This window comes from Enterobacter cloacae complex sp. IR53030, assembly GCF_049238365.1.
GTDB lineage: Bacteria > Pseudomonadota > Gammaproteobacteria > Enterobacterales > Enterobacteriaceae > Enterobacter > Enterobacter kobei.
Window position 1 is genome coordinate 66,269 of the sequence record NZ_JBMKHA010000017.1, and the last position, 26,175, is coordinate 92,443.

At 54.8% G+C, this 26,175-nt stretch carries 19 protein-coding genes and 1 pseudogene; 17 read left to right on the top strand and 3 right to left on the bottom strand.

What is annotated here, in order from left to right; translation table 11 throughout:
- The first annotated feature begins 84 nt into the window (after positions 1 to 84).
- Positions 85 to 1,407 carry an MFS transporter gene (locus tag ACOTXR_RS17205; RefSeq protein ID WP_050862289.1) on the top strand — a complete coding sequence of 441 codons (1,323 nt, stop codon included), beginning with the start codon at positions 85 to 87 and terminating at the stop codon, positions 1,405 to 1,407.
- On the opposite strand, the gene satP is transcribed toward ACOTXR_RS17205, so the two are convergent.
- Entirely contained in the window at positions 1,384 to 1,950 is a 567-nt protein-coding gene (gene satP / locus ACOTXR_RS17210; protein ID WP_023332055.1) for an acetate uptake transporter, read from the bottom strand. The two genes, ACOTXR_RS17205 and satP, sit on opposite strands and share 24 nt — an antisense overlap.
- A 296-nt stretch (positions 1,951 to 2,246) precedes the next feature.
- Between satP and dnaK the strand changes: the two genes are divergently transcribed.
- The 4 genes from dnaK (at position 2,247) to nhaR (ending at position 7,698) form a co-directional block, all read left to right on the top strand.
- Positions 2,247 to 4,160, top strand: coding sequence for a molecular chaperone DnaK (gene dnaK / locus ACOTXR_RS17215; RefSeq protein ID WP_014882491.1), 1,914 nt, complete (start codon positions 2,247 to 2,249; stop codon positions 4,158 to 4,160).
- An 87-nt stretch (positions 4,161 to 4,247) separates the two neighbouring features.
- The gene (gene dnaJ / locus ACOTXR_RS17220; protein ID WP_014830600.1) at positions 4,248 to 5,393 is read left to right on the top strand and encodes a molecular chaperone DnaJ; all 1,146 of its coding nucleotides are present in this window, start codon (positions 4,248 to 4,250) and stop codon (positions 5,391 to 5,393) included.
- Positions 5,394 to 5,565: 172 nt separating this feature from the next.
- Positions 5,566 to 6,741, top strand: coding sequence for a Na+/H+ antiporter NhaA (nhaA, locus tag ACOTXR_RS17225; RefSeq protein WP_421767061.1), 1,176 nt, complete (start codon positions 5,566 to 5,568; stop codon positions 6,739 to 6,741).
- Positions 6,742 to 6,798: 57 nt separating this feature from the next.
- Positions 6,799 to 7,698: a transcriptional activator NhaR gene (nhaR, locus tag ACOTXR_RS17230; protein WP_014882493.1), complete on the top strand. Its 900-nt coding sequence runs from the start codon at positions 6,799 to 6,801 to the stop codon at positions 7,696 to 7,698.
- Positions 7,699 to 7,755: 57 nt separating this feature from the next.
- Here the strand turns inward: nhaR and rpsT are convergent, their stop codons facing one another.
- Positions 7,756 to 8,019, bottom strand: a complete 264-nt coding sequence (gene rpsT, locus ACOTXR_RS17235) for a 30S ribosomal protein S20 (RefSeq protein WP_003856458.1) — start codon at positions 8,017 to 8,019, stop codon at positions 7,756 to 7,758.
- 152 nt (positions 8,020 to 8,171) lie between these two features.
- Between rpsT and ACOTXR_RS17240 the strand changes: the two are divergent.
- The 10 genes and pseudogenes from ACOTXR_RS17240 to ACOTXR_RS17285 all read left to right on the top strand — a co-directional run bounded on the left by ACOTXR_RS17240 (position 8,172) and on the right by ACOTXR_RS17285 (position 20,399).
- Positions 8,172 to 8,339 (top strand): annotated as a pseudogene (locus tag ACOTXR_RS17240) (DUF2575 domain-containing protein).
- A 7-nt stretch (positions 8,340 to 8,346) separates the two neighbouring features.
- A complete protein-coding gene (ribF, locus tag ACOTXR_RS17245; RefSeq protein WP_014882494.1) occupies positions 8,347 to 9,273 on the top strand; it encodes a bifunctional riboflavin kinase/FAD synthetase in 927 nt (308 codons plus the stop codon).
- A 45-nt stretch (positions 9,274 to 9,318) separates the two neighbouring features.
- Positions 9,319 to 12,135 carry an isoleucine--tRNA ligase gene (ileS, locus tag ACOTXR_RS17250; RefSeq protein WP_058690240.1) on the top strand — a complete coding sequence of 939 codons (2,817 nt, stop codon included), beginning with the start codon at positions 9,319 to 9,321 and terminating at the stop codon, positions 12,133 to 12,135.
- Positions 12,135 to 12,635 (top strand): signal peptidase II, encoded by a 501-nt coding sequence (gene lspA / locus ACOTXR_RS17255; protein ID WP_008502034.1) that lies wholly within the window; start codon positions 12,135 to 12,137, stop codon positions 12,633 to 12,635. The genes ileS and lspA overlap by 1 nt, the downstream gene beginning before the upstream one ends.
- A gap of 117 nt (positions 12,636 to 12,752) precedes the next feature.
- Positions 12,753 to 13,202 (top strand): FKBP-type peptidyl-prolyl cis-trans isomerase, encoded by a 450-nt coding sequence (gene fkpB, locus ACOTXR_RS17260; RefSeq protein WP_003856450.1) that lies wholly within the window; start codon positions 12,753 to 12,755, stop codon positions 13,200 to 13,202.
- A 1-nt stretch (position 13,203) separates the two neighbouring features.
- On the top strand, positions 13,204 to 14,154 hold the full coding sequence (ispH, locus tag ACOTXR_RS17265; protein WP_014882496.1) for a 4-hydroxy-3-methylbut-2-enyl diphosphate reductase: 951 nt from the start codon (positions 13,204 to 13,206) through the stop codon (positions 14,152 to 14,154).
- A 205-nt stretch (positions 14,155 to 14,359) separates the two neighbouring features.
- Complete coding sequence (gene dapB, locus ACOTXR_RS17270; protein WP_058690239.1) at positions 14,360 to 15,181, top strand: 4-hydroxy-tetrahydrodipicolinate reductase; 822 nt, start codon at positions 14,360 to 14,362, stop codon at positions 15,179 to 15,181.
- Positions 15,182 to 15,635: 454 nt separating this feature from the next.
- Positions 15,636 to 16,784 carry a glutamine-hydrolyzing carbamoyl-phosphate synthase small subunit gene (gene carA / locus ACOTXR_RS17275; RefSeq protein ID WP_014882498.1) on the top strand — a complete coding sequence of 383 codons (1,149 nt, stop codon included), beginning with the start codon at positions 15,636 to 15,638 and terminating at the stop codon, positions 16,782 to 16,784.
- 18 nt (positions 16,785 to 16,802) lie between these two features.
- Positions 16,803 to 20,027: a carbamoyl-phosphate synthase large subunit gene (carB, locus tag ACOTXR_RS17280; RefSeq protein ID WP_014882499.1), complete on the top strand. Its 3,225-nt coding sequence runs from the start codon at positions 16,803 to 16,805 to the stop codon at positions 20,025 to 20,027.
- A 138-nt stretch (positions 20,028 to 20,165) separates the two neighbouring features.
- The gene (locus ACOTXR_RS17285; protein ID WP_014882500.1) at positions 20,166 to 20,399 is read left to right on the top strand and encodes a YgdI/YgdR family lipoprotein; all 234 of its coding nucleotides are present in this window, start codon (positions 20,166 to 20,168) and stop codon (positions 20,397 to 20,399) included.
- 48 nt (positions 20,400 to 20,447) lie between these two features.
- On the opposite strand, the gene ACOTXR_RS17290 is transcribed toward ACOTXR_RS17285, so the two are convergent.
- The gene (locus ACOTXR_RS17290) at positions 20,448 to 23,330 is read right to left on the bottom strand and encodes an autotransporter outer membrane beta-barrel domain-containing protein (protein ID WP_222834780.1); all 2,883 of its coding nucleotides are present in this window, start codon (positions 23,328 to 23,330) and stop codon (positions 20,448 to 20,450) included.
- A 376-nt stretch (positions 23,331 to 23,706) separates the two neighbouring features.
- Here ACOTXR_RS17290 and kefF point away from each other — a divergent pair, with 376 nt between their 5' ends.
- Together kefF and kefC are read left to right on the top strand one after the other, a co-directional pair.
- Positions 23,707 to 24,237, top strand: a complete 531-nt coding sequence (gene kefF / locus ACOTXR_RS17295; protein WP_014882502.1) for a glutathione-regulated potassium-efflux system oxidoreductase KefF — start codon at positions 23,707 to 23,709, stop codon at positions 24,235 to 24,237.
- Positions 24,230 to 26,095, top strand: a complete 1,866-nt coding sequence (kefC, locus tag ACOTXR_RS17300) for a glutathione-regulated potassium-efflux system protein KefC (RefSeq protein ID WP_032637522.1) — start codon at positions 24,230 to 24,232, stop codon at positions 26,093 to 26,095. Before kefF ends, kefC begins: the two co-directional genes overlap by 8 nt.
- Positions 26,096 to 26,175: the final 80 nt, after the last annotated feature.

Below are 26,175 nucleotides of genomic sequence, written 5' to 3' on the forward strand. Positions count from 1 at the left end.
CGTGTAAATGGATTTACGATATAGTAATTTTTTCTTTACGATTGCTGTAAAAAATAATCCACAACACATGCACAATGGTTCGCTATGTCACATAACACCCGACCTCTGAATCGACAGGATTACAAAACCCTCACGCTCGCCGCTCTGGGCGGCGCGCTGGAGTTTTACGACTTCATCATCTTTGTTTTCTTCGCCGCTGTGGTAGGGGAGTTGTTCTTCCCGGCGGATATCCCGGAATGGCTGCGACAGGTGCAAACCTTCGGCATTTTTGCTGCCGGATATCTGGCACGTCCGCTGGGCGGCATTGTGATGGCGCACTTTGGCGATCTGGTCGGGCGCAAGAAAATGTTTACCCTGAGTATCCTGCTGATGGCCGTGCCGACGCTGGCAATTGGCCTGCTGCCAACCTATGCCTCAATGGGTATTGTTGCCCCGTTATTGCTGCTACTGATGCGTATTCTTCAGGGGGCGGCGATCGGTGGTGAGGTACCGGGGGCGTGGGTGTTTGTTGCGGAACATGTTCCGGCGCGCCGCATTGGTATCGCCTGCGGCACCTTAACCGCGGGGTTAACGGTGGGGATTTTGCTTGGTTCCATCGTTGCGACCATTGTAAACACCAGCATGACGCAGCAGGCTGTGCACGACTGGGGCTGGCGCTTACCGTTCCTGCTGGGCGGAGCGTTTGGCCTGGTGGCGATGTACCTGCGTCGCTGGTTGCAGGAGACGCCGATTTTCCTTGAGATGCAGCAGCGCAAAGCGCTGGCTCAGGAGTTGCCGGTCAAAGCCGTGGTGGTGCGCCATAAAAAAGCGGTCGTGGTGTCGATGCTGCTCACCTGGCTGCTCTCGGCGGGCATCGTGGTGGTGATTTTGATGTCGCCGGTCTGGCTGCAAAAACAGTACGGGTTCGCCCCGGCAGTGACGTTACAGGCGAACAGTATCGCGACCATTATGCTTTGCTTTGGCTGTCTTGCCGCCGGGCTGGCTGCCGATCGTTTCGGTGCCAGCGTGACCTTTATCGTCGGCAGCCTGTTACTGGCCGTATCAAGCTGGGCGTTTTACCATTTGGCAGGCAGCCACCCTGAACAGCTGTTCCTGCTGTACGGTGTGGTAGGCCTGTGCGTAGGCGTTGTCGGGGCGGTACCGTATGTGATGGTACGCGCGTTTCCGCCTGAGGTGCGCTTCACCGGCATCTCATTTTCTTACAACGTCTCGTATGCCATCTTTGGCGGACTGACGCCGATTGCGGTGACGGTATTAATGGGTGTGTCTCCCCTGGCGCCGGCCTGGTACGTGCTGGCGTTGTCGTTAATGGGGCTGGTATTGGGGATTTGGCTTCGGCAGTCAGGGGAAAATCGTGCCCGCGAGGCGGGCACGACAGACGAATCAGTGTTTTTCACCAATCGGTAGAATAGTGCGGCCGAACTGCTCGTTCAGCACTTCACCCATGGCCAGGTAGATAGCGCTTGCGCCGCATACCAGGCCAATCCAGCCTGCAACGTGTACGATGCCTTCGTTATCCACCAGGTGGCCGATGGCCAGCAGGGCGAACAGTACGGTCAGGCTCAGGAAGACGAACTGCAGCGCGCGGTTCCCCTTCAGCGTGCCGAAGAACATGAACAGGGTGAAGACGCCCCACAGACCCAGATACACGCCCAGGAAGTGGGCATTCGCTGCGTCTGCCAGACCCATTTTAGGCATCAGCAGGATAGCGACCAGCGTCAGCCAGAACGAGCCGTAAGAGGTGAAGGCGGTTAAGCCGAAGGTGTTGCCTTTCTTATATTCCAGCAGACCCGCGAAGATTTGTGCGATGCCGCCGTAAAAAATGCCCATCGCCAGGATAATGCCATCCATCGGGAACATCCCGATGTTGTGCAGGTTCAGCAGGATAGTGGTCATGCCAAAACCCATCAGGCCCAGCGGAGCCGGATTAGCCAACTTAGTGTTGCCCATAAGTCCTCAAAAAAATCATCATTAATATGGTGAAATGGTTAAACCCGCGTCATTACTCCCTGACGGGGCGCGGCATCATAATGGGCGCAATCGATGCCGTCTATGATCTCATCAGGGTGAAATTAAAAATTTTTTTACGCTTGCCCCTTGATGGATGCCGTAGCGACCCCATCTTGTAGTCAACCGCAGTGTGTGGACCTGAAAAAAATCAAATCTGGGCAGTTGAAAAAGCACGTTCTGCCCTTATTACAGGTACACAACCACATGTTGACTGAATTTTTAGTGGAGACGTTTAGATGGGTAAAATTATTGGTATCGACCTGGGTACGACCAACTCTTGTGTAGCGATTATGGACGGCACTACTGCACGCGTGCTGGAGAACGCCGAGGGCGATCGCACCACGCCTTCTATCATTGCTTATACCCAGGATGGTGAAACTCTGGTTGGTCAGCCGGCTAAACGTCAGGCAGTGACAAACCCGCAAAATACCCTGTTTGCGATTAAACGCCTGATCGGCCGCCGCTTCCAGGACGAAGAAGTTCAGCGTGACGTTTCTATCATGCCTTACAAAATCATCGCAGCAGATAACGGCGATGCATGGCTTGATGTGAAAGGCACCAAAACTGCACCACCGCAGATCTCTGCTGAAGTGCTGAAAAAAATGAAGAAGACTGCTGAAGATTACCTGGGTGAGCCAGTAACTGAAGCCGTTATCACCGTACCTGCCTACTTTAACGATGCTCAGCGTCAGGCTACCAAAGATGCTGGCCGTATCGCAGGTCTGGAAGTAAAACGTATCATCAACGAACCTACCGCAGCGGCTCTGGCTTACGGTCTGGATAAAGAAGTGGGCAACCGCACTATCGCGGTTTACGACCTGGGTGGTGGTACCTTCGATATCTCTATTATCGAAATCGACGAAGTTGACGGCGAAAAAACCTTCGAAGTTCTGGCAACCAACGGTGATACCCACCTGGGTGGTGAAGACTTCGATACCCGTCTGATCAACTACCTCGTAGACGAGTTCAAGAAAGATCAGGGCATCGACCTGCGTAACGACCCGCTGGCCATGCAGCGCCTGAAAGAAGCCGCTGAGAAAGCGAAGATCGAACTGTCTTCCGCTCAGCAGACCGACGTTAACCTGCCGTACATTACTGCAGATGCGACCGGTCCTAAACACATGAACATCAAAGTGACCCGTGCAAAACTGGAAAGCCTGGTCGAAGACCTGGTGAACCGTTCTATCGAGCCACTGAAAGTTGCTCTGCAGGATGCTGGCCTGTCCGTGTCTGATATCAATGACGTTATCCTCGTTGGTGGTCAGACCCGTATGCCAATGGTCCAGAAGAAAGTGGCTGAGTTCTTCGGTAAAGAGCCACGTAAAGATGTTAACCCGGACGAAGCCGTTGCTATCGGTGCTGCCGTTCAGGGTGGTGTATTGACCGGTGAAGTGAAAGACGTTCTGCTGCTGGACGTTACCCCGCTGTCTCTGGGTATCGAAACCATGGGCGGCGTGATGACTGCGCTGATCACTAAAAACACCACTATCCCGACCAAGCACAGCCAGGTGTTCTCTACCGCTGAAGACAACCAGTCTGCGGTAACCATCCATGTGCTGCAGGGTGAGCGTAAACGTGCGTCTGATAACAAATCTCTGGGTCAGTTCAACCTGGATGGTATCAACCCGGCACCACGCGGCATGCCGCAGATCGAAGTGACCTTCGATATCGATGCTGACGGTATCCTGCACGTTTCCGCGAAAGACAAAAACAGCGGTAAAGAGCAGAAGATCACCATTAAGGCTTCTTCCGGTCTGAACGAAGAAGAGATCCAGAAAATGGTTCGTGAAGCAGAAGCGAACGCGGAATCTGACCGTAAGTTCGAAGAGCTGGTTCAGACCCGTAACCAGGGTGACCATCTGCTGCACAGCACCCGTAAGCAGGTTGAAGAAGCGGGCGACAAACTGCCAGCGGAAGATAAAACGGCTATCGAAGCTGCACTGACCGCGCTGGAAACGTCTCTGAAAGGCGAAGACAAAGCGGATATCGAAGCGAAGATGCAGGAGCTGGCACAGGCTTCCCAGAAGCTGATGGAAATTGCTCAGCAGCAGCACGCGCAGCAGCAAGCGGGCGCTGACGCTTCCGCGAACAACGCGAAAGACGACGACGTTGTCGACGCTGAGTTCGAAGAAGTTAAAGACAAAAAATAATCGCCCTGATGCAGGGTAATTAATCGGCACGGGCGTAGGAGAACTCTCCACGCCCGTGCTCGCATGTTAAGGGGCTTAAAAAAACCAATGGCAAAGCAAGACTATTACGAGATTTTAGGCGTTCCGAAAACTGCGGAAGAGCGTGAAATCAAAAAGGCGTATAAGCGCCTGGCCATGAAATTCCACCCGGACCGCAACCAGGGGGATAAAGAGGCTGAAGCAAAATTTAAAGAGATCAAAGAAGCCTACGAAGTCCTGACCGATGCACAAAAACGTGCGGCCTATGACCAGTACGGCCACGCAGCCTTTGAACAGGGCGGCATGGGCGGCGGCGGATTCGGTGGCGGCGGCTTTGGCGGCGGTGCTGATTTCAGCGACATCTTCGGCGACGTGTTCGGCGATATCTTTGGCGGCGGTCGTGGTCGTCAGCGCGCAGCGCGCGGCGCAGACCTGCGCTACAACATGGAGCTGACGCTGGAAGAGGCCGTTCGCGGTGTCACCAAAGAGATCCGTATCCCGACGCTGGAAGAGTGTGACGTGTGCCACGGCAGCGGCGCGAAAGCGGGTACCCAGCCGCAGACCTGTCCAACCTGTCACGGTTCCGGTCAGGTGCAGATGCGTCAGGGCTTCTTCGCAGTACAGCAGGCCTGTCCTCACTGTCATGGCCGCGGTACGCTGATTAAAGATCCGTGCACTAAATGCCACGGTCATGGTCGCGTTGAGAAAACCAAGACCCTGTCCGTCAAAATCCCGGCAGGCGTGGATACGGGCGACCGCATCCGTCTGGCAGGTGAGGGCGAAGCAGGTGAGCACGGCGCACCGGCAGGCGATCTGTACGTTCAGGTTCAGGTGAAGCAGCATGCCATCTTCGAGCGTGAAGGTAACAACCTGTACTGTGAAGTGCCGATCAACTTCGCCATGGCGGCGCTCGGTGGTGAAATTGAAGTGCCTACCCTTGATGGTCGCGTCAATCTGAAGATCCCGGGCGAAACCCAGACCGGTAAGCTGTTCCGCATGCGCGGTAAAGGCGTGAAGTCCGTTCGCGGCGGTGCTCAGGGCGACCTGCTGTGCCGTGTGGTTGTAGAAACCCCAGTGGGGCTGAACGACAAGCAGAAACAGCTACTGAAAGAGCTGCAGGAGAGCTTTGGCGGCCCAACGGGCGAGAAAAACAGTCCGCGCTCCAAAAGCTTCTTTGATGGCGTCAAAAAATTCTTCGACGACTTGACCCGCTAATCTGTTAGCCGGTTTTCAACGATATAAAGCCCGGAAGCGATTCCGGGCTTTTTTATTTTGGGGGATAGATCGGTAAAACTGAGTCTACACTCAATATTAATCTGTTTTTGCCGAGCTATTTGGCTTGGTATTATGGTTTTATCGAGGTATTGTTGTAAAAGAGAGAACTTAAATGAAATTACTACACCGTTTCTTTAGCAGTGAGGCGTCCGGTGGTGTGATCCTGATTATTGCCGCGGCAGCCGCAATGGTGCTGGCGAACCTGGGCATGACGCGCGATCTCTATCACGCATTTTTGGAAACACCCGTTGAGCTGAAGGTCGGGGCGCTGGAAATTAACAAGAACATGCTGCTGTGGATCAACGATGCGCTAATGGCGGTGTTCTTCCTGCTGGTGGGACTTGAGGTCAAACGGGAGCTGGTGTTGGGCTCCCTCGCAAGCCGTCAGCGCGCCGCCTTTCCGGTGATCGCCGCTATCGGCGGGATGGTCGTTCCCGCACTGCTGTTCCTTGCGTTTACCTGGCAGGATCCTGTTGCGCGTGACGGGTGGGCTATCCCGGCGGCAACGGATATCGCGTTTGCGCTCGGTGTCTTAGCCATGCTCGGCAGCCGCGTGCCGATGGCGTTGAAAATCTTCCTGATGGCGCTGGCGATCATTGATGATCTGGGCGCGATCGTGATTATCGCGCTGTTTTATACCAGCGATCTGTCGATTCTGTCGCTGAGCGTGGCGGCAGGCGCACTTGCGGTCCTGGCGCTGCTGAACATTTTCAATGTCCGCCGCATTGGCATTTACATCCTCGTGGGGATGGTACTCTGGACAGCGGTATTGAAATCCGGCGTGCATGCCACGCTGGCCGGGGTGATTGTTGGCTTCTTTGTGCCGCTAAAACCGCAGGAGGGTAAATCCCCTGCTAAACAGCTTGAGCATGTCCTTCACCCGTGGGTCGCCTTTGTGATCCTGCCACTGTTTGCCTTTGCTAACGCCGGCGTTTCCCTGCAGGGCGTGACGCTGGATGGGCTGACGTCTGTCCTGCCGCTGGGCATTATTGCCGGGCTGTTTATTGGTAAACCGCTGGGGATCAGCCTGTTCTGCTGGCTGGCGCTGAAGATGAAGCTGGCATCGCTGCCGAACGGCACCACCTTTGGTCAGATTATGGCTGTCGGCGTGCTGTGTGGTATTGGATTTACCATGTCGATCTTTATCTCGACGCTGGCGTTTGGCGCAAATGCCCCTGAACTCATCGTCTGGGCGAAGCTCGGCATTCTTATCGGGTCATTACTGGCCGCGGTAATCGGTTATACCTTGTTGAAGGTGAAATTGCCCGGACAGGCTGTCCAGGCATAACGGAAACCGGGAGAAGATGAGCCTTCTCCCGTTACATACTCAGGGAGTGAAGACGCTATGTCTCATTTGAATTACAACCATCTTTACTACTTCTGGCACGTCTACAAGCAGGGCTCGGTGGTGGGGGCGGCTGAGGCGCTCTATCTCACGCCGCAGACCATTACCGGCCAAATCAAGGCGCTGGAAGAGCGCCTGCAGGGCAAGCTGTTCAAGCGTAAAGGCCGCGGGATTGAGCCAAGCGAACTTGGGGAACTGGTCTTTCGCTATGCGGACAAGATGTTCACCCTGAGCCAGGAGATGCTGGATATCGTCAACTATCGCAAAGAGTCTAACCTGCTCTTTGACGTCGGCGTGGCGGATGCGCTGTCCAAACGGCTGGTGAGCGGCGTGCTGGATGCCGCGGTGGTGGAAGATGAACAAATCCATCTGCGCTGCTTTGAATCCACCCACGAGATGCTGCTGGAACAGCTGAGCCAGCATAAGCTGGATATGATTATCTCGGACTGCCCCATCGACTCCACGCAGCAGGAAGGGCTGTTCTCAGTGAAGATTGGCGAATGCGGTGTCAGCTTCTGGTGCATTAATCCACCGCCGGAAAAACCCTTCCCGGCCTGTCTGGAAGAGCGTCGCTTATTGGTGCCGGGAAGGCGGTCAATGCTCGGGCGTAAGCTGTTGAACTGGTTTAACTCGCAGGGGCTGAAGGTGGAGATCCTCGGTGAATTCGACGATGCGGCACTGATGAAAGCCTTTGGCGAAGCGCACAATGCCATCTTCGTTGCGCCAACGCTGTACGTGCTCGATCTCTATTCAGACAACAAGATTACGGAGATTGGCAGAGTGGATAACGTGATGGAGGAGTATCACGCCATATTTGCCGAAAGAATGATTCAGCACCCGGCGGTGCAGCGAATCTGCAACCGTGACTACTCGGCGCTGTTTACGCCACCGGCAATCTGAAGACATAAAAAAACCCGCGTTAAGCGGGTTCTTTAAACAAGCAACAACAAGTAGCGATTAAGCCAGTTTGTTGATCTGCGCGGTCAGGTTTGCTTTATGACGCGCTGCTTTGTTTTTGTGGATCAGACCTTTAGCAGCCTGACGATCCACGATTGGTTGCATTTCGTTAAATGCGTTCTGCGCTGCAGCTTTGTCGCCAGCTTCGATTGCTGCGTATACTTTCTTGATGAAAGTACGCATCATAGAGCGACGGCTTGCGTTGTGCTTACGAGCCTTTTCAGACTGAACGGCACGTTTCTTAGCTGATTTGATATTAGCCAAGTCCAACTCCCAAATATGATCTATGTGGACAATTCAAAGGCCGAGGAATATGCCCTCTTTGCCTTCTTTTGTCAATGGATTTGTGCAAATAAGCGCCGTTAAAAAGCGACGCTACGTTACGTAGTGATGGCGCAGGATTCTACCAGCTTGTCTTGCGTGAATACAGCCTTTCGGTATAAAAATCGCAGTTCACGCGCAGATTTTTTCGCTGTGAAAGGTCAGCCTGATGAAATCATTACGGCTTTCTGTTTTGCGCGAACAATCGCCGGTTAACCTTAACCGCGGTACAAGGTATACTTTGGCGATTTTCACTGTTTTGAGCCAGACATGAAGCTGATACGCGGCATACATAATCTCAGCAGCGCACCACACGGGTGCGTGCTGACTATTGGTAATTTCGACGGCGTGCATCGTGGTCATCAGGCGCTGTTGCAGGGATTGCGTAAAGAGGGGGAGGCCCGTGGCCTGCCCGTGGTGGTGATGATTTTCGAACCGCAACCGCTGGAGCTGTTTGCGGGGGATAAATCGCCCGCCCGTCTCACTCGCCTGCGTGAGAAGCTGCGCTACCTGGCAGAGTCCGGCGTGGACTACGTGCTGTGCGTGCGTTTCGATCGTCGCTTTGCCGCACTGACAGCACAAAATTTCGTCAGCGACCTGCTGGTTAAGCGTCTTGGCGTACAGTTTCTCGCCGTGGGGGATGATTTCCGCTTTGGCGCTGGTCGGCAGGGCGATTTCTTGCTATTACAGAAGGCGGGCCTGGAGTACGGTTTTGACGTGACCAGCGCGATGACCTTCTGTGAAGGCGGCGTGCGCGTCAGCAGCACGGCGGTGCGTCAGGCGCTGGCGAATGATGAACTGGATACGGCAGAAACGCTGCTGGGGCATCCGTTTACCATCTCAGGCCGCGTCGTGCATGGCGACGCCCTGGGGCGCACGATAGGTTTCCCGACGGCGAATATCCCGCTGCGTCGTCAGGTTTCCCCGGTTAAAGGGGTCTATGCGGTGGAAGTGGCAGGACTGGGCGATAAGCCGTTTTACGGCGTTGCCAACATTGGCACGCGTCCCACTGTCGCCGGTGTACGTCAACAGTTAGAAGTGCACCTGCTGGACGTTGTAATGGACCTTTATGGTCGCCATATAGATGTAATACTGCGTAAAAAAATACGCAATGAGCAGCGATTTGCTTCACTGGATGAACTAAAAGCGCAGATTGCGCGTGATGAATTGACGGCCCGCGAGTTTTTTGGGCTATGAACCCGGCTTAAATGCCTACGTGATAAATACGGAACCGAGAATCTGATGAGTGACTATAAATCAACCCTGAATTTGCCGGAAACAGGGTTCCCGATGCGCGGCGATCTCGCCAAGCGCGAACCGGGAATGCTGGCGCGTTGGACCGATGATGACCTGTACGGCATCATTCGTGCAGCCAAAAAAGGCAAAAAAACCTTCATTCTGCATGATGGCCCTCCCTATGCGAATGGCAGCATTCATATTGGTCACTCTGTAAACAAGATTCTGAAAGACATTATCGTGAAGTCCAAAGGCCTCACGGGATATGACTCGCCTTACGTTCCGGGCTGGGACTGCCACGGTCTGCCAATCGAGCTGAAAGTGGAGCAAGAGTTTGGCAAGCCAGGTGAGAAGTTCACCGCCGCTGAGTTCCGCGCAAAATGCCGCGAATACGCTGCCACGCAGGTTGACGGCCAGCGTGCGGACTTTATCCGTCTGGGCGTATTGGGCGACTGGTCGCACCCGTACCTGACTATGGACTTCAAAACTGAAGCCAACATCATCCGTGCGCTGGGCAAAATCATCGGTAACGGCCACCTGCACAAAGGCGCGAAGCCGGTGCACTGGTGCGTGGACTGCCGTTCTGCGCTGGCAGAAGCCGAAGTAGAGTATTACGACAAAACCTCGCCTTCTATCGACGTGGCGTTCGACGCTGTCGATCAGGATGCGGTGAAAGCCAAATTTGGTGTCTCCTCCGTTAACGGCCCGGTCTCGCTGGTGATCTGGACCACCACGCCGTGGACGCTGCCAGCCAACCGTGCAATCTCCCTGTCCGGTGAGTTTGACTACGCGCTGGTGCAGATTGAGGGTCGCGCGGTTATCCTGGCGAAAGATCTGGTGGAGAGCGTGCTGAAACGCGCGAACATCACCGACTACACCGTGCTGGGCACCGTGAAAGGCGACGCGCTGGAACTGATGCGCTTCAAACACCCGTTCCTGGGCTTCGACGTTCCGGCCATCCTGGGCGACCACGTTACGCTGGAAGCCGGTACCGGTGCGGTACACACCGCCGGTGGTCACGGTCCTGACGACTACAACATCAGCCTGAAGTACGGTCTGGAAATCGCTAACCCGGTGGGGCCGGACGGCTCGTACCTGCCTGGTACTTATCCGGCTCTGGACGGTATCAACGTCTTTAAAGCCAACGACATCATCGTAGATATGCTGCGCACCAGCGGCGCGCTGCTGCACGTTGAGAAAATGCAGCACAGCTATCCATGCTGCTGGCGTCACAAGACGCCGATCATCTTCCGTGCAACCCCGCAGTGGTTCGTCAGCATGGATCAGAAAGGCCTGCGTGAGCAGTCTCTGAAAGAGATCAAAGGCGTGCAGTGGATCCCGGACTGGGGCCAGGCGCGTATCGAATCCATGGTCGCTAACCGTCCTGACTGGTGTATCTCCCGTCAGCGTACCTGGGGCGTGCCGATGTCTCTGTTCGTGCATAAAGAGACGCAGGAACTGCACCCGAATACCCTGGAACTGATGGAAGAAGTGGCGAAGCGCGTCGAAGTTGACGGCATTCAGGCGTGGTGGGATCTCGATGCCCGCGACATCCTGGGCGCGGACGCGGACAACTACGAGAAAGTGCCAGATACCCTGGACGTGTGGTTCGACTCTGGTTCGACCCACGCCTCGGTGGTTGACGTGCGTCCAGAGTTTGCCGGTCACGCTGCCGACATGTATCTGGAAGGGTCTGACCAACACCGCGGCTGGTTCATGTCATCCCTGATGATCTCCACCGCCATGAAAGGTAAAGCACCTTATCGCCAGGTACTGACTCACGGCTTCACCGTGGATGGTCAGGGTCGTAAGATGTCTAAATCCATCGGGAACACCGTTTCTCCGCAGGATGTGATGAACAAGCTGGGCGCAGACATCCTGCGTCTGTGGGTGGCTTCTACCGACTACACCGGCGAAATGGCGGTGTCTGACGAGATCCTGAAGCGTGCTGCCGACAGCTATCGTCGTATCCGTAACACCGCGCGCTTCCTGCTGGCGAACCTGAACGGTTTTGATCCAGTGAAGGACATGGTGAAACCGGAAGAGATGGTCGTGCTGGACCGCTGGGCGGTAGGTTGCGCGAAAGCGGCACAGGAAGATATCCTGAAGGCTTACGAATCTTACGATTTCCACGAAGTGGTACAGCGCCTGATGCGCTTCTGCTCCATCGAGATGGGCTCGTTCTACCTCGACATCATCAAAGACCGCCAGTACACCGCGAAAGCGGACAGCGTGGCGCGTCGTAGCTGCCAGACCGCCCTGTTCCACATCGCTGAAGCGCTGGTTCGCTGGATGGCGCCGATCATGTCCTTCACCGCGGATGAAATCTGGGGCTACCTGCCAGGGGACCGTGAGAAATATGTCTTCACGGGCGAGTGGTACGAAGGTCTGTTCGATCTCTCCAGCACCGAAGCGATGAACGATGCCTTCTGGGACGAGCTGCTGAAAGTGCGTGGCGAAGTGAACAAGGTTATCGAGCAGGCGCGTGCGGACAAGAAAGTCGGCGGCTCTCTGGAAGCGGCAGTCACCCTGTACGCCGAACCTGAGCTGGCGGCAAAACTGACCGCGCTGGGTGATGAATTACGATTTGTCCTGTTGACCTCCGGTGCGAAAGTTGCGGATTATGCCGAGGCCTCTGCTGATGCTCAGCAGAGCGAGCTGCTCAAAGGACTGAAAGTCGCGCTGAGCAAAGCCGACGGTGAGAAATGCCCGCGTTGCTGGCATTACACCACCGATGTCGGCCAGGTGGCGGAACACGCAGACATCTGCGGACGCTGTGTAAGCAACGTCGCCGGTGACGGCGAAAAACGTAAGTTTGCCTGATGAGTAAAACTCTCTGTTCAACAGGACTGCGCTGGCTGTGGCTGGTTGTGGTAGTGCTGATTATCGATCTGGGCAGCAAGTTCCTGATCCTCCAGAACTTTGCTCTGGGGGAGACGGTCCCGCTGTTCCCGTCGCTTAACCTGCACTACGCACGTAACTACGGTGCGGCGTTTAGCTTCCTTGCTGACAGCGGTGGCTGGCAGCGCTGGTTCTTCGCGGGTATCGCTTTAGGTATTTGCGTCATACTGGCAGTGCTGATGTACCGTTCGAAGGCAACGCAAAAGCTGAATAACATCGCCTACGCGCTGATCATTGGCGGCGCACTGGGCAATCTGTTCGATCGCCTGTGGCACGGCTTTGTGGTCGATATGATCGACTTCTACGTCGGCGACTGGCACTTCGCGACCTTTAACCTCGCCGATAGCGCAATTTGCATCGGTGCGGCGTTAATCGTGCTGGAAGGTTTCTTGCCGAAACCGGCCGCGAAAGAGCAGGCGTAAGCATCAATGCCGGGTGGCGCTACGCTTACCCGGCCTACAGAATTTGTGGCCTCCCGTAGGCCCGGTAAGCGTAGCGCCACCGGGCAACAGGTGACCCAAAACAAGCGAGCAATTTGCATGTCTAAATCTGTACAGAGCAACAGCGCGGTTCTCGTCCACTTCACGCTGAAGCTGGATGATGGCTCCACGGCTGAATCCACCCGCAATAACGGCAAACCGGCCCTGTTCCGTCTTGGCGATACCTCCCTGTCTGAAGGTCTTGAGCAGCAGCTTCTTGGCCTGAAAGAGGGCGAGAAAAAAGCCTTTTCGCTGGAGCCAGATGCTGCGTTTGGTGTGCCAAGCCCGGATCTGATCCAGTACTTCTCGCGTCGCGAATTTATGGACGCGGGTGAGCCGGAAATTGGGGCGATTATGCTCTTTACCGCTATGGACGGCAGCGAAATGCCTGGCGTGATCCGCGAAATCAACGGTGACTCCATTACCGTTGATTTCAACCATCCGCTTGCCGGGCGTACCGTTCATTTTGATGTTGAAGTACTGGAGATTGACCCAGCACTGGAGGCCTGAAATGCAGATCCTGTTGGCTAACCCGCGCGGCTTCTGCGCCGGTGTAGACCGCGCTATCAGCATTGTTGAAAACGCGCTGGAAATTTACGGCGCGCCGATTTATGTGCGTCACGAAGTGGTGCACAACCGCTACGTGGTCGACAGCCTGCGCGAGCGTGGTGCCATTTTCATCGAGCAGATTAGCGAAGTGCCGGACGGCGCGATCCTGATCTTCTCCGCGCACGGCGTCTCTCAGGCCGTCCGTAACGAAGCGAAAAGCCGCGATCTGACGGTCTTTGATGCCACCTGTCCGCTGGTGACGAAAGTGCATATGGAAGTGGCGCGCGCCAGCCGTCGTGGTGAAGAGTCGATTCTGATTGGCCACGCGGGTCACCCGGAAGTCGAAGGCACGATGGGCCAGTACAGTAACCCGGAAGGGGGCATGTACCTGGTGGAGTCGCCTGAAGATGTCCTGACGCTGAACGTCAAAAACGAAGCCCGTCTGTCGTTTATGACCCAGACGACGCTCTCCGTCGACGATACCTCTGACGTGATTGACGCACTGCGCCAGCGCTTCCCGAAGATCGTCGGGCCGCGTAAAGACGATATCTGCTACGCCACCACCAACCGTCAGGAAGCGGTGCGCGCGCTGGCTGAACAGGCGGATGTGGTGCTGGTGGTCGGCTCGAAAAACTCCTCTAACTCTAACCGTCTGGCCGAACTGGCACAGCGTATGGGTAAAGCGGCATTTCTGATCGACGACGCGACGGATATTCAGGAAGCGTGGGTGAAAAATGCGGCCTGCGTCGGCGTAACGGCCGGGGCTTCCGCGCCGGATATTCTGGTGCAGAACGTCATTGTCCGCCTGCAGGAACTCGGCGGCGGTGAAGCGGTTCCTCTGGAAGGACGCGAAGAGAACATTGTTTTCGAGGTCCCGAAAGAACTGCGTATCGATGCGCGCGAAGTGGAATAACCCCTTATCTGATGAAAGGCCAGCATCTCATGTGCTGGCCTTTTTTTTGCCCCGTACTTTATCGTGACGACAAAATCATGTCTTTTACTGATATTTAAGTCTGTTTCACGTTAAATTCTAATTATCGGTGTTTTCAGTTGGCAGCCTTTGCGAAGGCTGGTTAATCTGAAAACGATTTACATCATTTTAACGTAAGAGAATAACTATGCATGATGCACAGATCCGTGTCGCCATTGCGGGCGCGGGTGGACGTATGGGCCGTCAGCTGATTCAGGCGGCACTTCAGATGGATGGCGTGGCACTGGGCGCGGCGCTGGAGCGTGAAGGGTCATCACTGTTGGGAGCCGATGCAGGTGAACTGGCGGGCGCAGGAAAGACCGGCGTCACCGTGCAAAGCAGCCTGGAGGCGGTTAAGGATGACTTCGATGTATTTATCGATTTTACCCGCCCGGAAGGGACGCTGACGCATCTGGCGTTTTGCCGTCAGCACGGTAAGGGGATGGTGATCGGCACCACCGGTTTTGACGACGCAGGTAAGCAGGCCATCCAGGATGCATCGAAAGAAATTGCGATTGTCTTCGCGGCAAACTTTAGCGTGGGCGTTAACGTCATGCTGAAGCTACTGGAGAAGGCGGCGAAGGTGATGGGCAACTACACCGACATTGAGATTGTTGAAGCGCACCACCGCTACAAAGTTGATGCGCCGTCAGGCACGGCGCTGGCGATGGGCGAAGCGATTGCTCATGCACTTGATAAAGATTTAAAAGACTGCGCGGTCTATACCCGCGAAGGTCATACCGGCGAACGCGTACCGGGCACGATTGGTTTTGCTACCGTCCGTGCGGGTGACATCGTCGGCGAACATACGGCGATGTTCGCCGATATTGGCGAACGCGTCGAAATTACGCATAAAGCTTCCAGCCGAATGACGTTTGCCAATGGTGCAGTGCGTTCCGCTTTGTGGCTGAAAGGCAAGAAGAGCGGCCTTTTTGATATGCGAGATGTGCTTGATCTCAACAATCTGTAAGCATTATTACCCATCGTGATGTGGTTATTGCAGTCGTAATATATTGATTGCATAGGGCAATATTTTATTGCCCTTTTATTTTAACTCATTTTCTTTAATTTTTGCTCTAAAGCTTAAAAACTAGCGCTTTTATCTCTTGTTTTCGTTACTGAAATGTAAATTTTGACCATTTGGTCCACTTTTTACTGCCTCGCCGAATAATTTTTCATTAAAACTTGCGCGCAAGCGTTTTCTACAGTGATTTACCTGATCTTTTTGTCGCTTAAGTGGCTTTACTCTCGCCAGGCTTGCAAAAGGATAAACAAAATATCCGTTTTAAGTTGACTTTTAGCCTCCCAATCTCCAGAATGCCGCCGTTTGCCAAAAATCCGCTGGCAACACATTTGCATTGATTCATGGCATGGTTATGAATTAATATGCAAATAAAGTGAGTGAATATTCTCTGGAGGGTGTTTTGATTAAGTCAGCGCTATTGGTTCTGGAAGACGGAACCCAGTTTATCGGTCGGGCCATAGGGGCAACGGGTTCGGCGGTTGGGGAAGTCGTTTTCAATACTTCAATGACCGGTTATCAAGAAATCCTCACTGATCCTTCCTATTCTCGCCAAATCGTTACTCTTACTTATCCTCATATCGGCAATGTCGGCACCAATGCGGCTGACGAAGAATCTTCTCAGGTACATGCGCAAGGCCTGGTCATCCGCGACCTGCCGCTGATTGCCAGCAACTTCCGCAGCACTGAAGATCTCTCGTCTTACCTGAAGCGCCATAACATCGTGGCGATTGCTGATATCGATACCCGTAAGTTAACGCGTCTGCTGCGCGAGAAGGGTGCACAGAACGGCTGCATCATCGCGGGTGATAACCTCGATGCCACGCTGGCGCTGGAAAAAGCGAAAGCCTTCCCGGGTCTGAACGGCATGGACCTGGCGAAAGAAGTGACTACCGCTGAAGCCTATAGCTGGACGCAGGGTAGCTGGACGCTGGAAGGCGACCTGCCGGAAGCGAAAAAAGAGAGCGAGCTGCCGTTCCACGTGGTGGCCTATGATTTCGGCGCCAAGCGCAACATCCTTCGCATGCTGGTTGACCGCGGCTGCCGTCTGACGGTAGTTCCGGCGAAAACCTCTGCCGAAGACGTACTGAAGATGAACCCGGATGGCATCTTCCTTTCTAACGGTCCTGGCGACCCGGCTCCGTGCGACTACGCTATCGACGCCATCAAGTCCTTCCTGGAAACCGACATCCCGGTATTCGGCATCTGCCTCGGCCATCAGCTGCTGGCGCTGGCGAGCGGTGCGAACACCATCAAGATGAAGTTCGGCCACCACGGTGGTAACCACCCGGTGAAAGATATTGATAACAACACGGTGATGATCACCGCGCAGAACCACGGTTTTGCCGTCGATGAAGCGTCAATGCCGGCTAACCTGCGCGTGACGCATAAATCACTGTTCGATGGCACCCTGCAGGGGATTCATCGTACCGATAAGCCAGCGTTCAGCTTCCAGGGCCACCCGGAAGCCAGCCCGGGCCCGCACGACGCCGCGCCGCTGTTCGATCACTTCATCGAACTTATCGAGCAATACCGTAAGACCGCTAAATAATCAGGAGCCGAGAAGACCATGCCAAAACGTACAGACATAAAAAGCATCCTGATCCTTGGCGCTGGCCCGATTGTTATCGGCCAGGCCTGTGAATTTGACTACTCCGGTGCGCAGGCATGTAAAGCCCTGCGTGAAGAGGGTTACCGCGTTATCCTGGTCAACTCCAACCCGGCGACCATCATGACCGACCCGGAAATGGCGGATGCAACCTACATCGAGCCGATTCACTGGGAAGTGGTACGCAAAATCATTGAGAAAGAGCGTCCGGATGCTGTGCTGCCAACCATGGGTGGCCAGACGGCGCTAAACTGTGCGCTCGAGCTGGAGCGTCAGGGCGTGCTGGCCGAGTTCGGCGTGACCATGATTGGCGCGACCGCCGATGCGATTGATAAAGCAGAAGACCGTCGTCGCTTCGACGTGGCGATGAAGAAAATCGGCCTCGACACCGCGCGTTCCGGTATTGCGCACAATATGGAAGAGGCGCTGGCCGTTGCGGCTGAAGTGGGCTATCCGTGCATCATCCGTCCATCCTTCACCATGGGGGGGACCGGCGGCGGTATCGCCTACAACCGCGAAGAGTTCGAAGAGATTTGCGAACGCGGTCTGGATCTCTCGCCAACCAAAGAGCTGCTGATTGATGAATCGCTGATTGGCTGGAAAGAGTACGAGATGGAAGTGGTGCGTGATAAAAACGACAACTGCATCATCGTCTGCTCCATCGAAAACTTCGATGCGATGGGTATCCACACCGGCGACTCCATCACCGTTGCGCCAGCCCAGACGCTGACCGACAAAGAGTACCAAATCATGCGTAACGCCTCGATGGCGGTGCTGCGTGAAATCGGCGTGGAAACCGGCGGTTCAAACGTGCAGTTCTCGGTGAACCCGAAAACGGGGCGTCTGATTGTTATCGAAATGAACCCGCGCGTGTCCCGTTCCTCCGCGCTGGCCTCCAAAGCGACCGGCTTCCCGATTGCGAAAGTGGCGGCGAAACTGGCGGTGGGTTACACCCTCGATGAGCTGATGAACGATATCACCGGTGGGCGCACGCCAGCCTCCTTCGAACCGTCCATCGACTACGTTGTGACCAAAATTCCACGCTTCAACTTCGAGAAATTCGCCGGTGCGAACGACCGCCTGACCACCCAGATGAAATCTGTCGGTGAAGTGATGGCGATTGGCCGCACGCAGCAGGAATCCCTGCAGAAAGCGTTGCGCGGCCTGGAAGTGGGTGCAACCGGCTTTGACCCTAAAGTCAGCCTGGACGACCCGGAAGCACTGACCAAAATTCGCCGCGAACTGAAAGATGCGGGTGCAGAGCGTATCTGGTACATCGCCGATGCCTTCCGTGCTGGCCTGTCAGTCGACGGCGTATTCAACCTGACCAACATTGACCGCTGGTTCCTGGTGCAGATTGAAGAGCTGGTGCGTCTGGAAGAGAAAGTGGCAGAGCTGGGCATCAACGGCCTGGACGCAGACTTCCTGCGTATGCTGAAGCGTAAAGGTTTCGCCGATGCGCGTCTGGCTAAACTGGCGGGCGTACGTGAAGCGGAAATCCGCAAGCTGCGTGACCAGTATGACCTGCACCCGGTTTACAAGCGCGTGGATACCTGTGCGGCGGAGTTCTCCACCGACACCGCGTACATGTACTCCACCTATGAAGACGAGTGTGAAGCGAACCCGTCCGTCGACCGCGACAAGATTATGGTGCTGGGCGGCGGTCCAAACCGTATCGGTCAGGGCATTGAGTTTGACTACTGCTGCGTACACGCCTCGCTGGCGCTGCGCGAAGACGGTTACGAGACCATCATGGTCAACTGTAACCCGGAAACGGTCTCAACCGACTACGACACCTCCGACCGCCTCTACTTCGAGCCGGTTACTCTGGAAGACGTGCTGGAAATCGTGCGCATTGAGAAGCCAAAAGGCGTTATCGTGCAGTACGGTGGCCAGACTCCGCTGAAGCTGGCCCGTGCGCTGGAAGCCGCAGGCGTACCGGTTATTGGTACCAGCCCGGATGCGATTGACCGTGCGGAAGACCGCGAGCGTTTCCAGCAGGCGGTTGACCGTCTGAAGCTGAAACAGCCAGCCAACGCCACCGTCACCGCCATTGAGATGGCCGTTGAGAAGGCGAAAGAGATTGGCTATCCGCTGGTGGTGCGTCCTTCTTACGTCCTGGGCGGTCGCGCGATGGAAATCGTGTATGACGAAGCTGACCTGCGTCGTTACTTCCAGACGGCGGTGAGCGTTTCTAACGATGCGCCAGTGCTGCTCGACCGCTTCCTCGACGACGCGGTGGAAGTGGACGTTGACGCCATCTGCGACGGCGAAATGGTGCTGATTGGCGGCATCATGGAGCATATCGAGCAGGCGGGCGTGCACTCAGGTGACTCAGCCTGTTCTCTGCCAGCCTACACCCTGAGCCAGGAAATTCAGGATGTGATGCGTCAGCAGGTGCAGAAGCTGGCCTTCGAGCTGCAGGTTCGCGGCCTGATGAACGTCCAGTTCGCGGTGAAAGACAACGAAGTCTACCTGATTGAAGTGAACCCGCGTGCGGCACGTACCGTCCCGTTCGTCTCCAAAGCCACCGGTATTCCGCTGGCGAAAGTGGCGGCGCGCGTGATGGCGGGCCAGACGCTGGCGCAGCAGGGCGTGACCAAAGAGATCATTCCGCCGTACTACTCGGTGAAAGAAGTGGTGCTGCCGTTCAACAAATTCCCGGGCGTTGACCCGCTGTTAGGGCCAGAAATGCGCTCTACCGGGGAAGTGATGGGCGTGGGCCGCACCTTCGCTGAAGCGTTCGCGAAAGCGCAGCTCGGCAGTAGCTCCACCATGAGAAAATCAGGCCGTGCGCTGCTCTCCGTTCGCGAAGGCGATAAAGAGCGTGTGGTTGACCTGGCGGCCAAGCTGCTGAAACAGGGCTTCGAGCTGGATGCAACTCACGGTACGGCGATTGTGCTGGGTGAAGCCGGTATCAACCCGCGCCTGGTGAACAAGGTGCATGAAGGTCGTCCGCACATTCAGGACCGTATCAAGAATGGCGAATACACCTACATCATCAACACCACCGCAGGTCGTCAGGCGATTGAAGACTCCAAGCTGATTCGCCGCAGCGCGCTGCAGTACAAAGTGCACTACGACACTACTCTGAACGGCGGTTTCGCAACAGCTATGGCGCTGAACGCGGATGCCACCGAGAAGGTGATTTCAGTGCAGGAAATGCACGCGCAGATTAACAAGTAAGAAAAATGCCCGGTGCCATTCGGTTGCCGGGCATTCTTCCCCTCTTCAGAACCTTCTGGTTTTCCATCCGCTTTCAGTCAGTTAGCCTAAAATGGTTAGGTCGATAACGAAATTCATCTGAGAGCAGGGGAAAACACCATGCAAAATAAATTACTGATCGCTTCCGTTCTGGCTGCCACTGCACTGTTTACCGTAGCAGGCTGTTCGTCTAACCAGGCAGTCAAAACCACCGATGGCAAAACCATCGTGACTGACGGGAAACCGCAGGTAGATGATGACACCGGACTGGTGTCGTACAAGAACGCCGAAACCGGTCAAACAGAGCAGATTAACCGTGACCAGGTGAAATCCATGGGCGAGCTGGATAACTAAAAAAAAAAGCCGTGGCAAATGCCACGGCTTTTCGCTTTTGCTGGACGATTACCAGCGGTGATTCAGCAGGATATGGCCGCCATAGGCAGCATAGCTGTTCTCACCCCATTCGCCGCTGGCGCGCAGCGAAAGCGTCGTGGTTTCGTTCAGGTTGCCGGTGACGCCCAGTTCTAACTGACCACGATCTTCCGGCGTATCGTTGCTCACGGTTTCATCATTAAACGCCAGATCGTTTTGGCCTGCCCCTTTCAGCCAGTTCACCGCAACGTACGGCTGCCAGGCTTTCACGTCCTTCTGCTCGAAGTAGCTGGACTTAACGCCCAGACGACCAAAGATGCTGTCGTTGTCCAGGGTCGTTACGCGTACGCCGTCGCGCTCGGTATGATTTTCCTGATCGAGATAGCTGTAGATCACCTGCGCCTGCGGCTCGATCTTCCAGGTACGCGCGTTTTCTGACGGGATAACCCACGCGTGGCCAACTTCGACAGACGCAGCGAAGCCTTCGCTGTCGTAGTCTTCATCATTGCGGTTGCTGGTCACTTTATTGTTGTACCAGCTATAAGCGGCCCAGGTATCAATGTAGCTGCCCAGACGTAATTTCTGATCTTCCTGCCAGGTGGCATACACCCCAACATTGAAACCGTCCACCTTGCCTTGAGCATCACGCACGTTGTGCTTCGCATCCGAATGCGTCTTCGCCTGGCCAGCACCGAACATGCCACCGGCACGCAGGATCCCATTGTCCATTGGCTTGCTCATGAAATCGCTGCCGACTTGCAGAACGGTCGTGGTGGTGTCGTAGCTGACTTTATCGCCACCCGCGTCGTTCTCGTGATAACGCCCCTTAACGTACATCCAGGTGTTCAGATCGTCTTCATTGCGGAAGGTGATTTGATCGCGATCGTCACGCTTGTGCAGGAACATACCCTGGGCAGCAAGGTAGTTGCCTAAGTAAGCGCCAACTTCAGGGGCCATAACTTCAGGTGCTGAGTTGCCACCGTTATCGCTATTACCGCCGTTATCCGTGTTGCCATCGGTATCGGTATTGCCACCGTTGTCGGTATTGTCGCCGTTATCGGTATTACCACCGTTATCGGTATTGTCACCGTCGGTGTTTCCGCCGTCATCATTATCGTCTGCCGGCTCATCTGATGGCGTCGCCTTCGATTCCAGATACCAGTTGCCGTCGCCGTGCTGATACAGATTGTATTCATACGCCCCGGCAACAACCGGTGCTGCCAGCGTCAGTTGGGCTTCAGAACTGCCACCGACGCTCACAATTTCCATACCATTTACCGTTTGAGCGCCCAGACCGCCTATATTCTTAACGCTGACATCAGACTGACCGAAGCTGCTGCCCGTAATGGTGAGGTGGTCGGTTGGTGCGTTATCTTCGCCGAGGCTGCTGTTCATTACGATCTGGCTACCAGAAGAACCCGTGTAGTCGCCGTTTATTATGAAATTGTTGCCAACACTGTTATTGGCCGCGCCGAGTAGCAGCGTGCCACCGTTGGTAACGTTGCCGTTGACCGTATCGATACCTGAAACGCTCAGGGTCGTGTTACCCTGAATCGCATTCCATGCCGCCAGCGTACCGCCGGTCAGGATATCAATGTTGTTATTCACTTCACCTGCCGTGGCAAACGCTGCACCATTTTCAACGGTGACGGTGGCGTTACTGCCTTTCACGCCGAGCGTTGCACCACTGGCGATCAGCGTCGTACCGTTATGCAGAACGGTATTTCCTGTGTAGCTATTATTGCCGGAGAGCGTCAGGGTGTTTGAATCTGCTTTTTCGATATTACCGCTGCCGGTAATGCCGGTGGTGAATGTGGAGGAACTGCCCTGATTAAAAATAACGGTGCCGTTGTTGGTCAGGCCACCGCTCAGCGTGGCGGTGTTCTTGCCATCACCAAGCTGGAGAGAGGCATCTTTTGCAACGAGGGTATTACCGGCATTCGCGACGGCGCCTGACAGGACTAAATCACCGCTGTTGACCTGTAAAGAGTCATCTGCGCCGATAATGTCTATATTGCCTGACAGCGTCCACTTTTCACCATCCATTTTTACTGACGCAAAGCCATCCCCTTCCTTCAGTCCGATGAAATTGCTGTCTTCTGTGCCCGTACCAACCAGTGAAAGCGTGTTGCCTTTTGACGCGGTGGAGATGACATCTCCTTTGAGTGACGATCCTGTGTTCAGTACCAGCGTATTATTTTTCGTGCTGGCAAACATAATAGCTGTCGTATCGCCACTAATCGCGCCACTGTTTGTGATGTCCGCTTTCGACGTGTCCGTGACGTTGATACCGTACTGCGTTCCCTCTAAGGTGCCGGTATTAATAATTTTGGTATTACCATCGCTCAGGCTGATACCATCGCCGTTTGTACCCGTTATTTTTCCGCTATTATTTATTCCCACACCAATCTGAGAACTCAGGCCTGTGTTTCCTCTGATTATGCCTGTGTCAGTGTTAGCGATATTGACGGCTGAAGAGCTTTCACTGACGAACACGCCATTCTCTGTGCCTGTGATGTTTCCATCATTGTTTAGATCGCCAAGCATTGACTGAACATTTACGGCATTGGCTGTTGTAGAGGAAATGGTTGCACCGCTTTCATTATGAATAATGACTCGCTGAGCCCCGGTATTAATATCTAATCCATTCCCTTTTCCGGAAATATTACCTTTGTTGGTCGTGGATGTGACATTGATGCCTGTGACCGATACGGCACTCTCGCTTCCCGCGGAGGAAATGGTGACATCTTTATTTATCACGTATTCTGCATCAGCGGAAAAATCCTGGGGTACTGAGGTTGACTGGCTAATAGTTCCAGCGAAGGCCACTATCGGTGTGAATATAAGTAAAGCAGGAAATATATTTCCCAGAGTTTTTGTGGTCTTGTTTAATTTGAATATTTTGTTGCGCATTTACACGTCCATTTGAAAAGAAGTGGCGCTAATTAATGACTTAAAATAGCGCTTCTGGGCTACTTAAAAGAATGATTCAACGATAAAAAGCGTAAAATTATTAATTTTTCAATGTGTTATGTATAGATCATTTTGCTAAAGAATAATTTTATATTTTCTTAATTGATCACTTACTAATATGCTTTAGCGCTTAATTATTCATTTCAAATATCATCTGATAACAGTTATTTTTGTTGGTTTGAGGTCTGCTATACCCGCCAGGAAGGAGGGTTGCCAATAGTTGCGTTTTACCTTTACGCGGCCTGTTGACCCTTTCACCGGGCGGGTTAACTGTCTACACTCACTGCTACAAGAAGAGAAGAAGACAGGTCATTTGATGATACTCATAATTTACGCGCACCCTTATCCGCAGCACTCGCATGCGAATAAGCGGATGCTTGAGCAGGTAAGGACGCTTGATAACGTAGAGATACGTTCCCTCTATCAACTTTATCCCGATTTTAATATCGATATCGCTGCTGAACAGGACGCGCTCTCCCGTGCCGATCTGATTATCTGGCAGCATCCAATGCAGTGGTACAGCACGCCTCCGCTCCTGAAACTGTGGATTGATAAAGTCTTCTCCCACGGTTGGGCGTATGGCCACAATGGCAATGCGCTAAAAGGGAAAAGCCTGATGTGGGCGGTGACCACTGGCGGAGGAGAAAGCCACTTTGATATTGGTTCTTTCCCGGGGTTTGACGTGCTGGCCCAGCCGCTACAGGCCACTGCACTCTATTGTGGTTTGAACTGGATCCCACCTTTTGCTATGCACTGCACGTTTGTCTGCGACGATGAAACGCTGCAGGCGCAGGCTCGCCATTACAAACAACGCTTACTTGAGTGGCAGGAGACGCACCATGGATAGCCATACGCTGATACAGGCGCTGATTTATCTCGGCGCGGCGGCGCTGATTGTGCCCGTGGCGGTACGCCTGGGGCTGGGCTCGGTTCTCGGCTACCTGATTGCGGGCTGCGTCATTGGGCCGTGGGGTTTTCGTCTGGTTACGGATGCAGAGGCGATTCTCCATTTCGCTGAAATCGGTGTTGTGCTGATGCTGTTTGTGATTGGTCTGGAGCTCGATCCGCAGCGCCTGTGGAAACTTCGCGCCTCGGTATTTGGCGGCGGGGCATTGCAGATGGTGGCCTGCGGCTTGCTGCTGGGCGGGTTCTGCATCCTGCTGGGAATGGACTGGAAAGTGGCTGAGCTCATCGGCATGACGCTGGCGCTCTCCTCGACGGCCATTGCCATGCAGGCGATGAACGAGCGAAACCTGACGGTCTCCCAGATGGGGCGCAGTGCATTCTCGGTGCTGCTGTTCCAGGATATAGCGGCGATTCCGCTGGTGGCGATGATCCCGTTGCTGGCGGCAAGCGGCTCCTCCACGACGCTGGGCGCGTTCGCGCTGTCGGCACTGAAGGTTGTAGGGGCGCTGGCACTGGTGGTCCTGCTGGGCCGCTACGTGACCCGTCCGCTGCTGCGTTTCGTCGCCCGCTCGGGTTTGCGCGAAGTGTTCAGCGCCGTGGCACTGTTCCTGGTCTTTGGTTTTGGTTTGCTGCTGGAAGAAGCCGGGCTGTCGATGGCGATGGGGGCGTTCCTTGCGGGCGTTCTGCTGGCAAGCTCTGAATACCGGCACGCGCTGGAAAGCGATATTGAGCCGTTCAAAGGGTTGCTGCTGGGACTGTTTTTCATCGGCGTGGGGATGTCCGTCGACTTCGGCACGCTGGTCACACACCCGCTGCGGATTATCATCCTGCTGGTCGGTTTCCTGGTCATTAAAATGGCAATGCTGTGGCTGATTGCGCGGCCTTTAAATGTGCCGGGTAAACAGCGCAGCTGGTTTGCCGTACTGCTGGGGCAGGGGAGTGAATTTGCGTTCGTGGTCTTTGGCGCCGCGCAGATGGCAAACGTGCTGGATCCTGAGTGGGCAAAAGCGCTGACGCTGGCGGTCGCACTCTCGATGGCGGCAACACCTGTTCTGCTGGTGGTGCTGACTCGCCTCGAAAAATCGGGTAGCGATCAGGAGCGCGAAGCCGATGAAATCGACGAGGAGCAACCACGCGTGATCATCGCTGGTTTTGGTCGCTACGGACAGATCGTAGGGCGTTTGCTGCTGTCGAGTGGGGTGAAAATGGTCATCCTCGACCACGATCCCGACCATGTCGATACGCTGCGTAAATTTGATATGAAAGTGTTTTACGGTGATGCCACCCGTGTCGATCTGCTGGAATCCGCGGGGGCCGCAAAAGCGGAGGTGTTGATTAACGCCATTGACGATCCGGAGACCAGCATACAGATGGTGGAGCTGGTAAAAGAACATTTCCCGGCGCTGACGATCATTTCCCGCGCGCGCGATGTGGATCATTACATCCGACTACGTCAGGCAGGCGTTGAGGCACCCGAGCGTGAAACATTCGAAGGTGCGCTGAAATCCGGGCGTATGGCGCTCGAGAATCTGGGGCTCGGGGCGTATGAAGCGCGCGAACGTGCGGATCTGTTCCGCCGCTTTAACACCGGGATGGTGGAAGAGATGGCGGCGATGGCAGGCAGCACGGCCACGGAGCGGGCGGCGGTGTTTAAACGCACCAGTGCGATGCTGACGGAAATCATCAATGAGGACCGTAATCATCTGTCGCTGATCCAGCGTCATGGCTGGCAGGGCACGGAAGAGGGCAAGCATACCGGCGATCCGGCTGACGAGCCCGAGAGTAAACCTTCAGTGTGAAGTGGCGTTGCCAGCAATATTAAAAAATTTCTGTATCTTTACTCTGCCGCCAGTCGACGAAAGATTAAGCTTTCCGTATA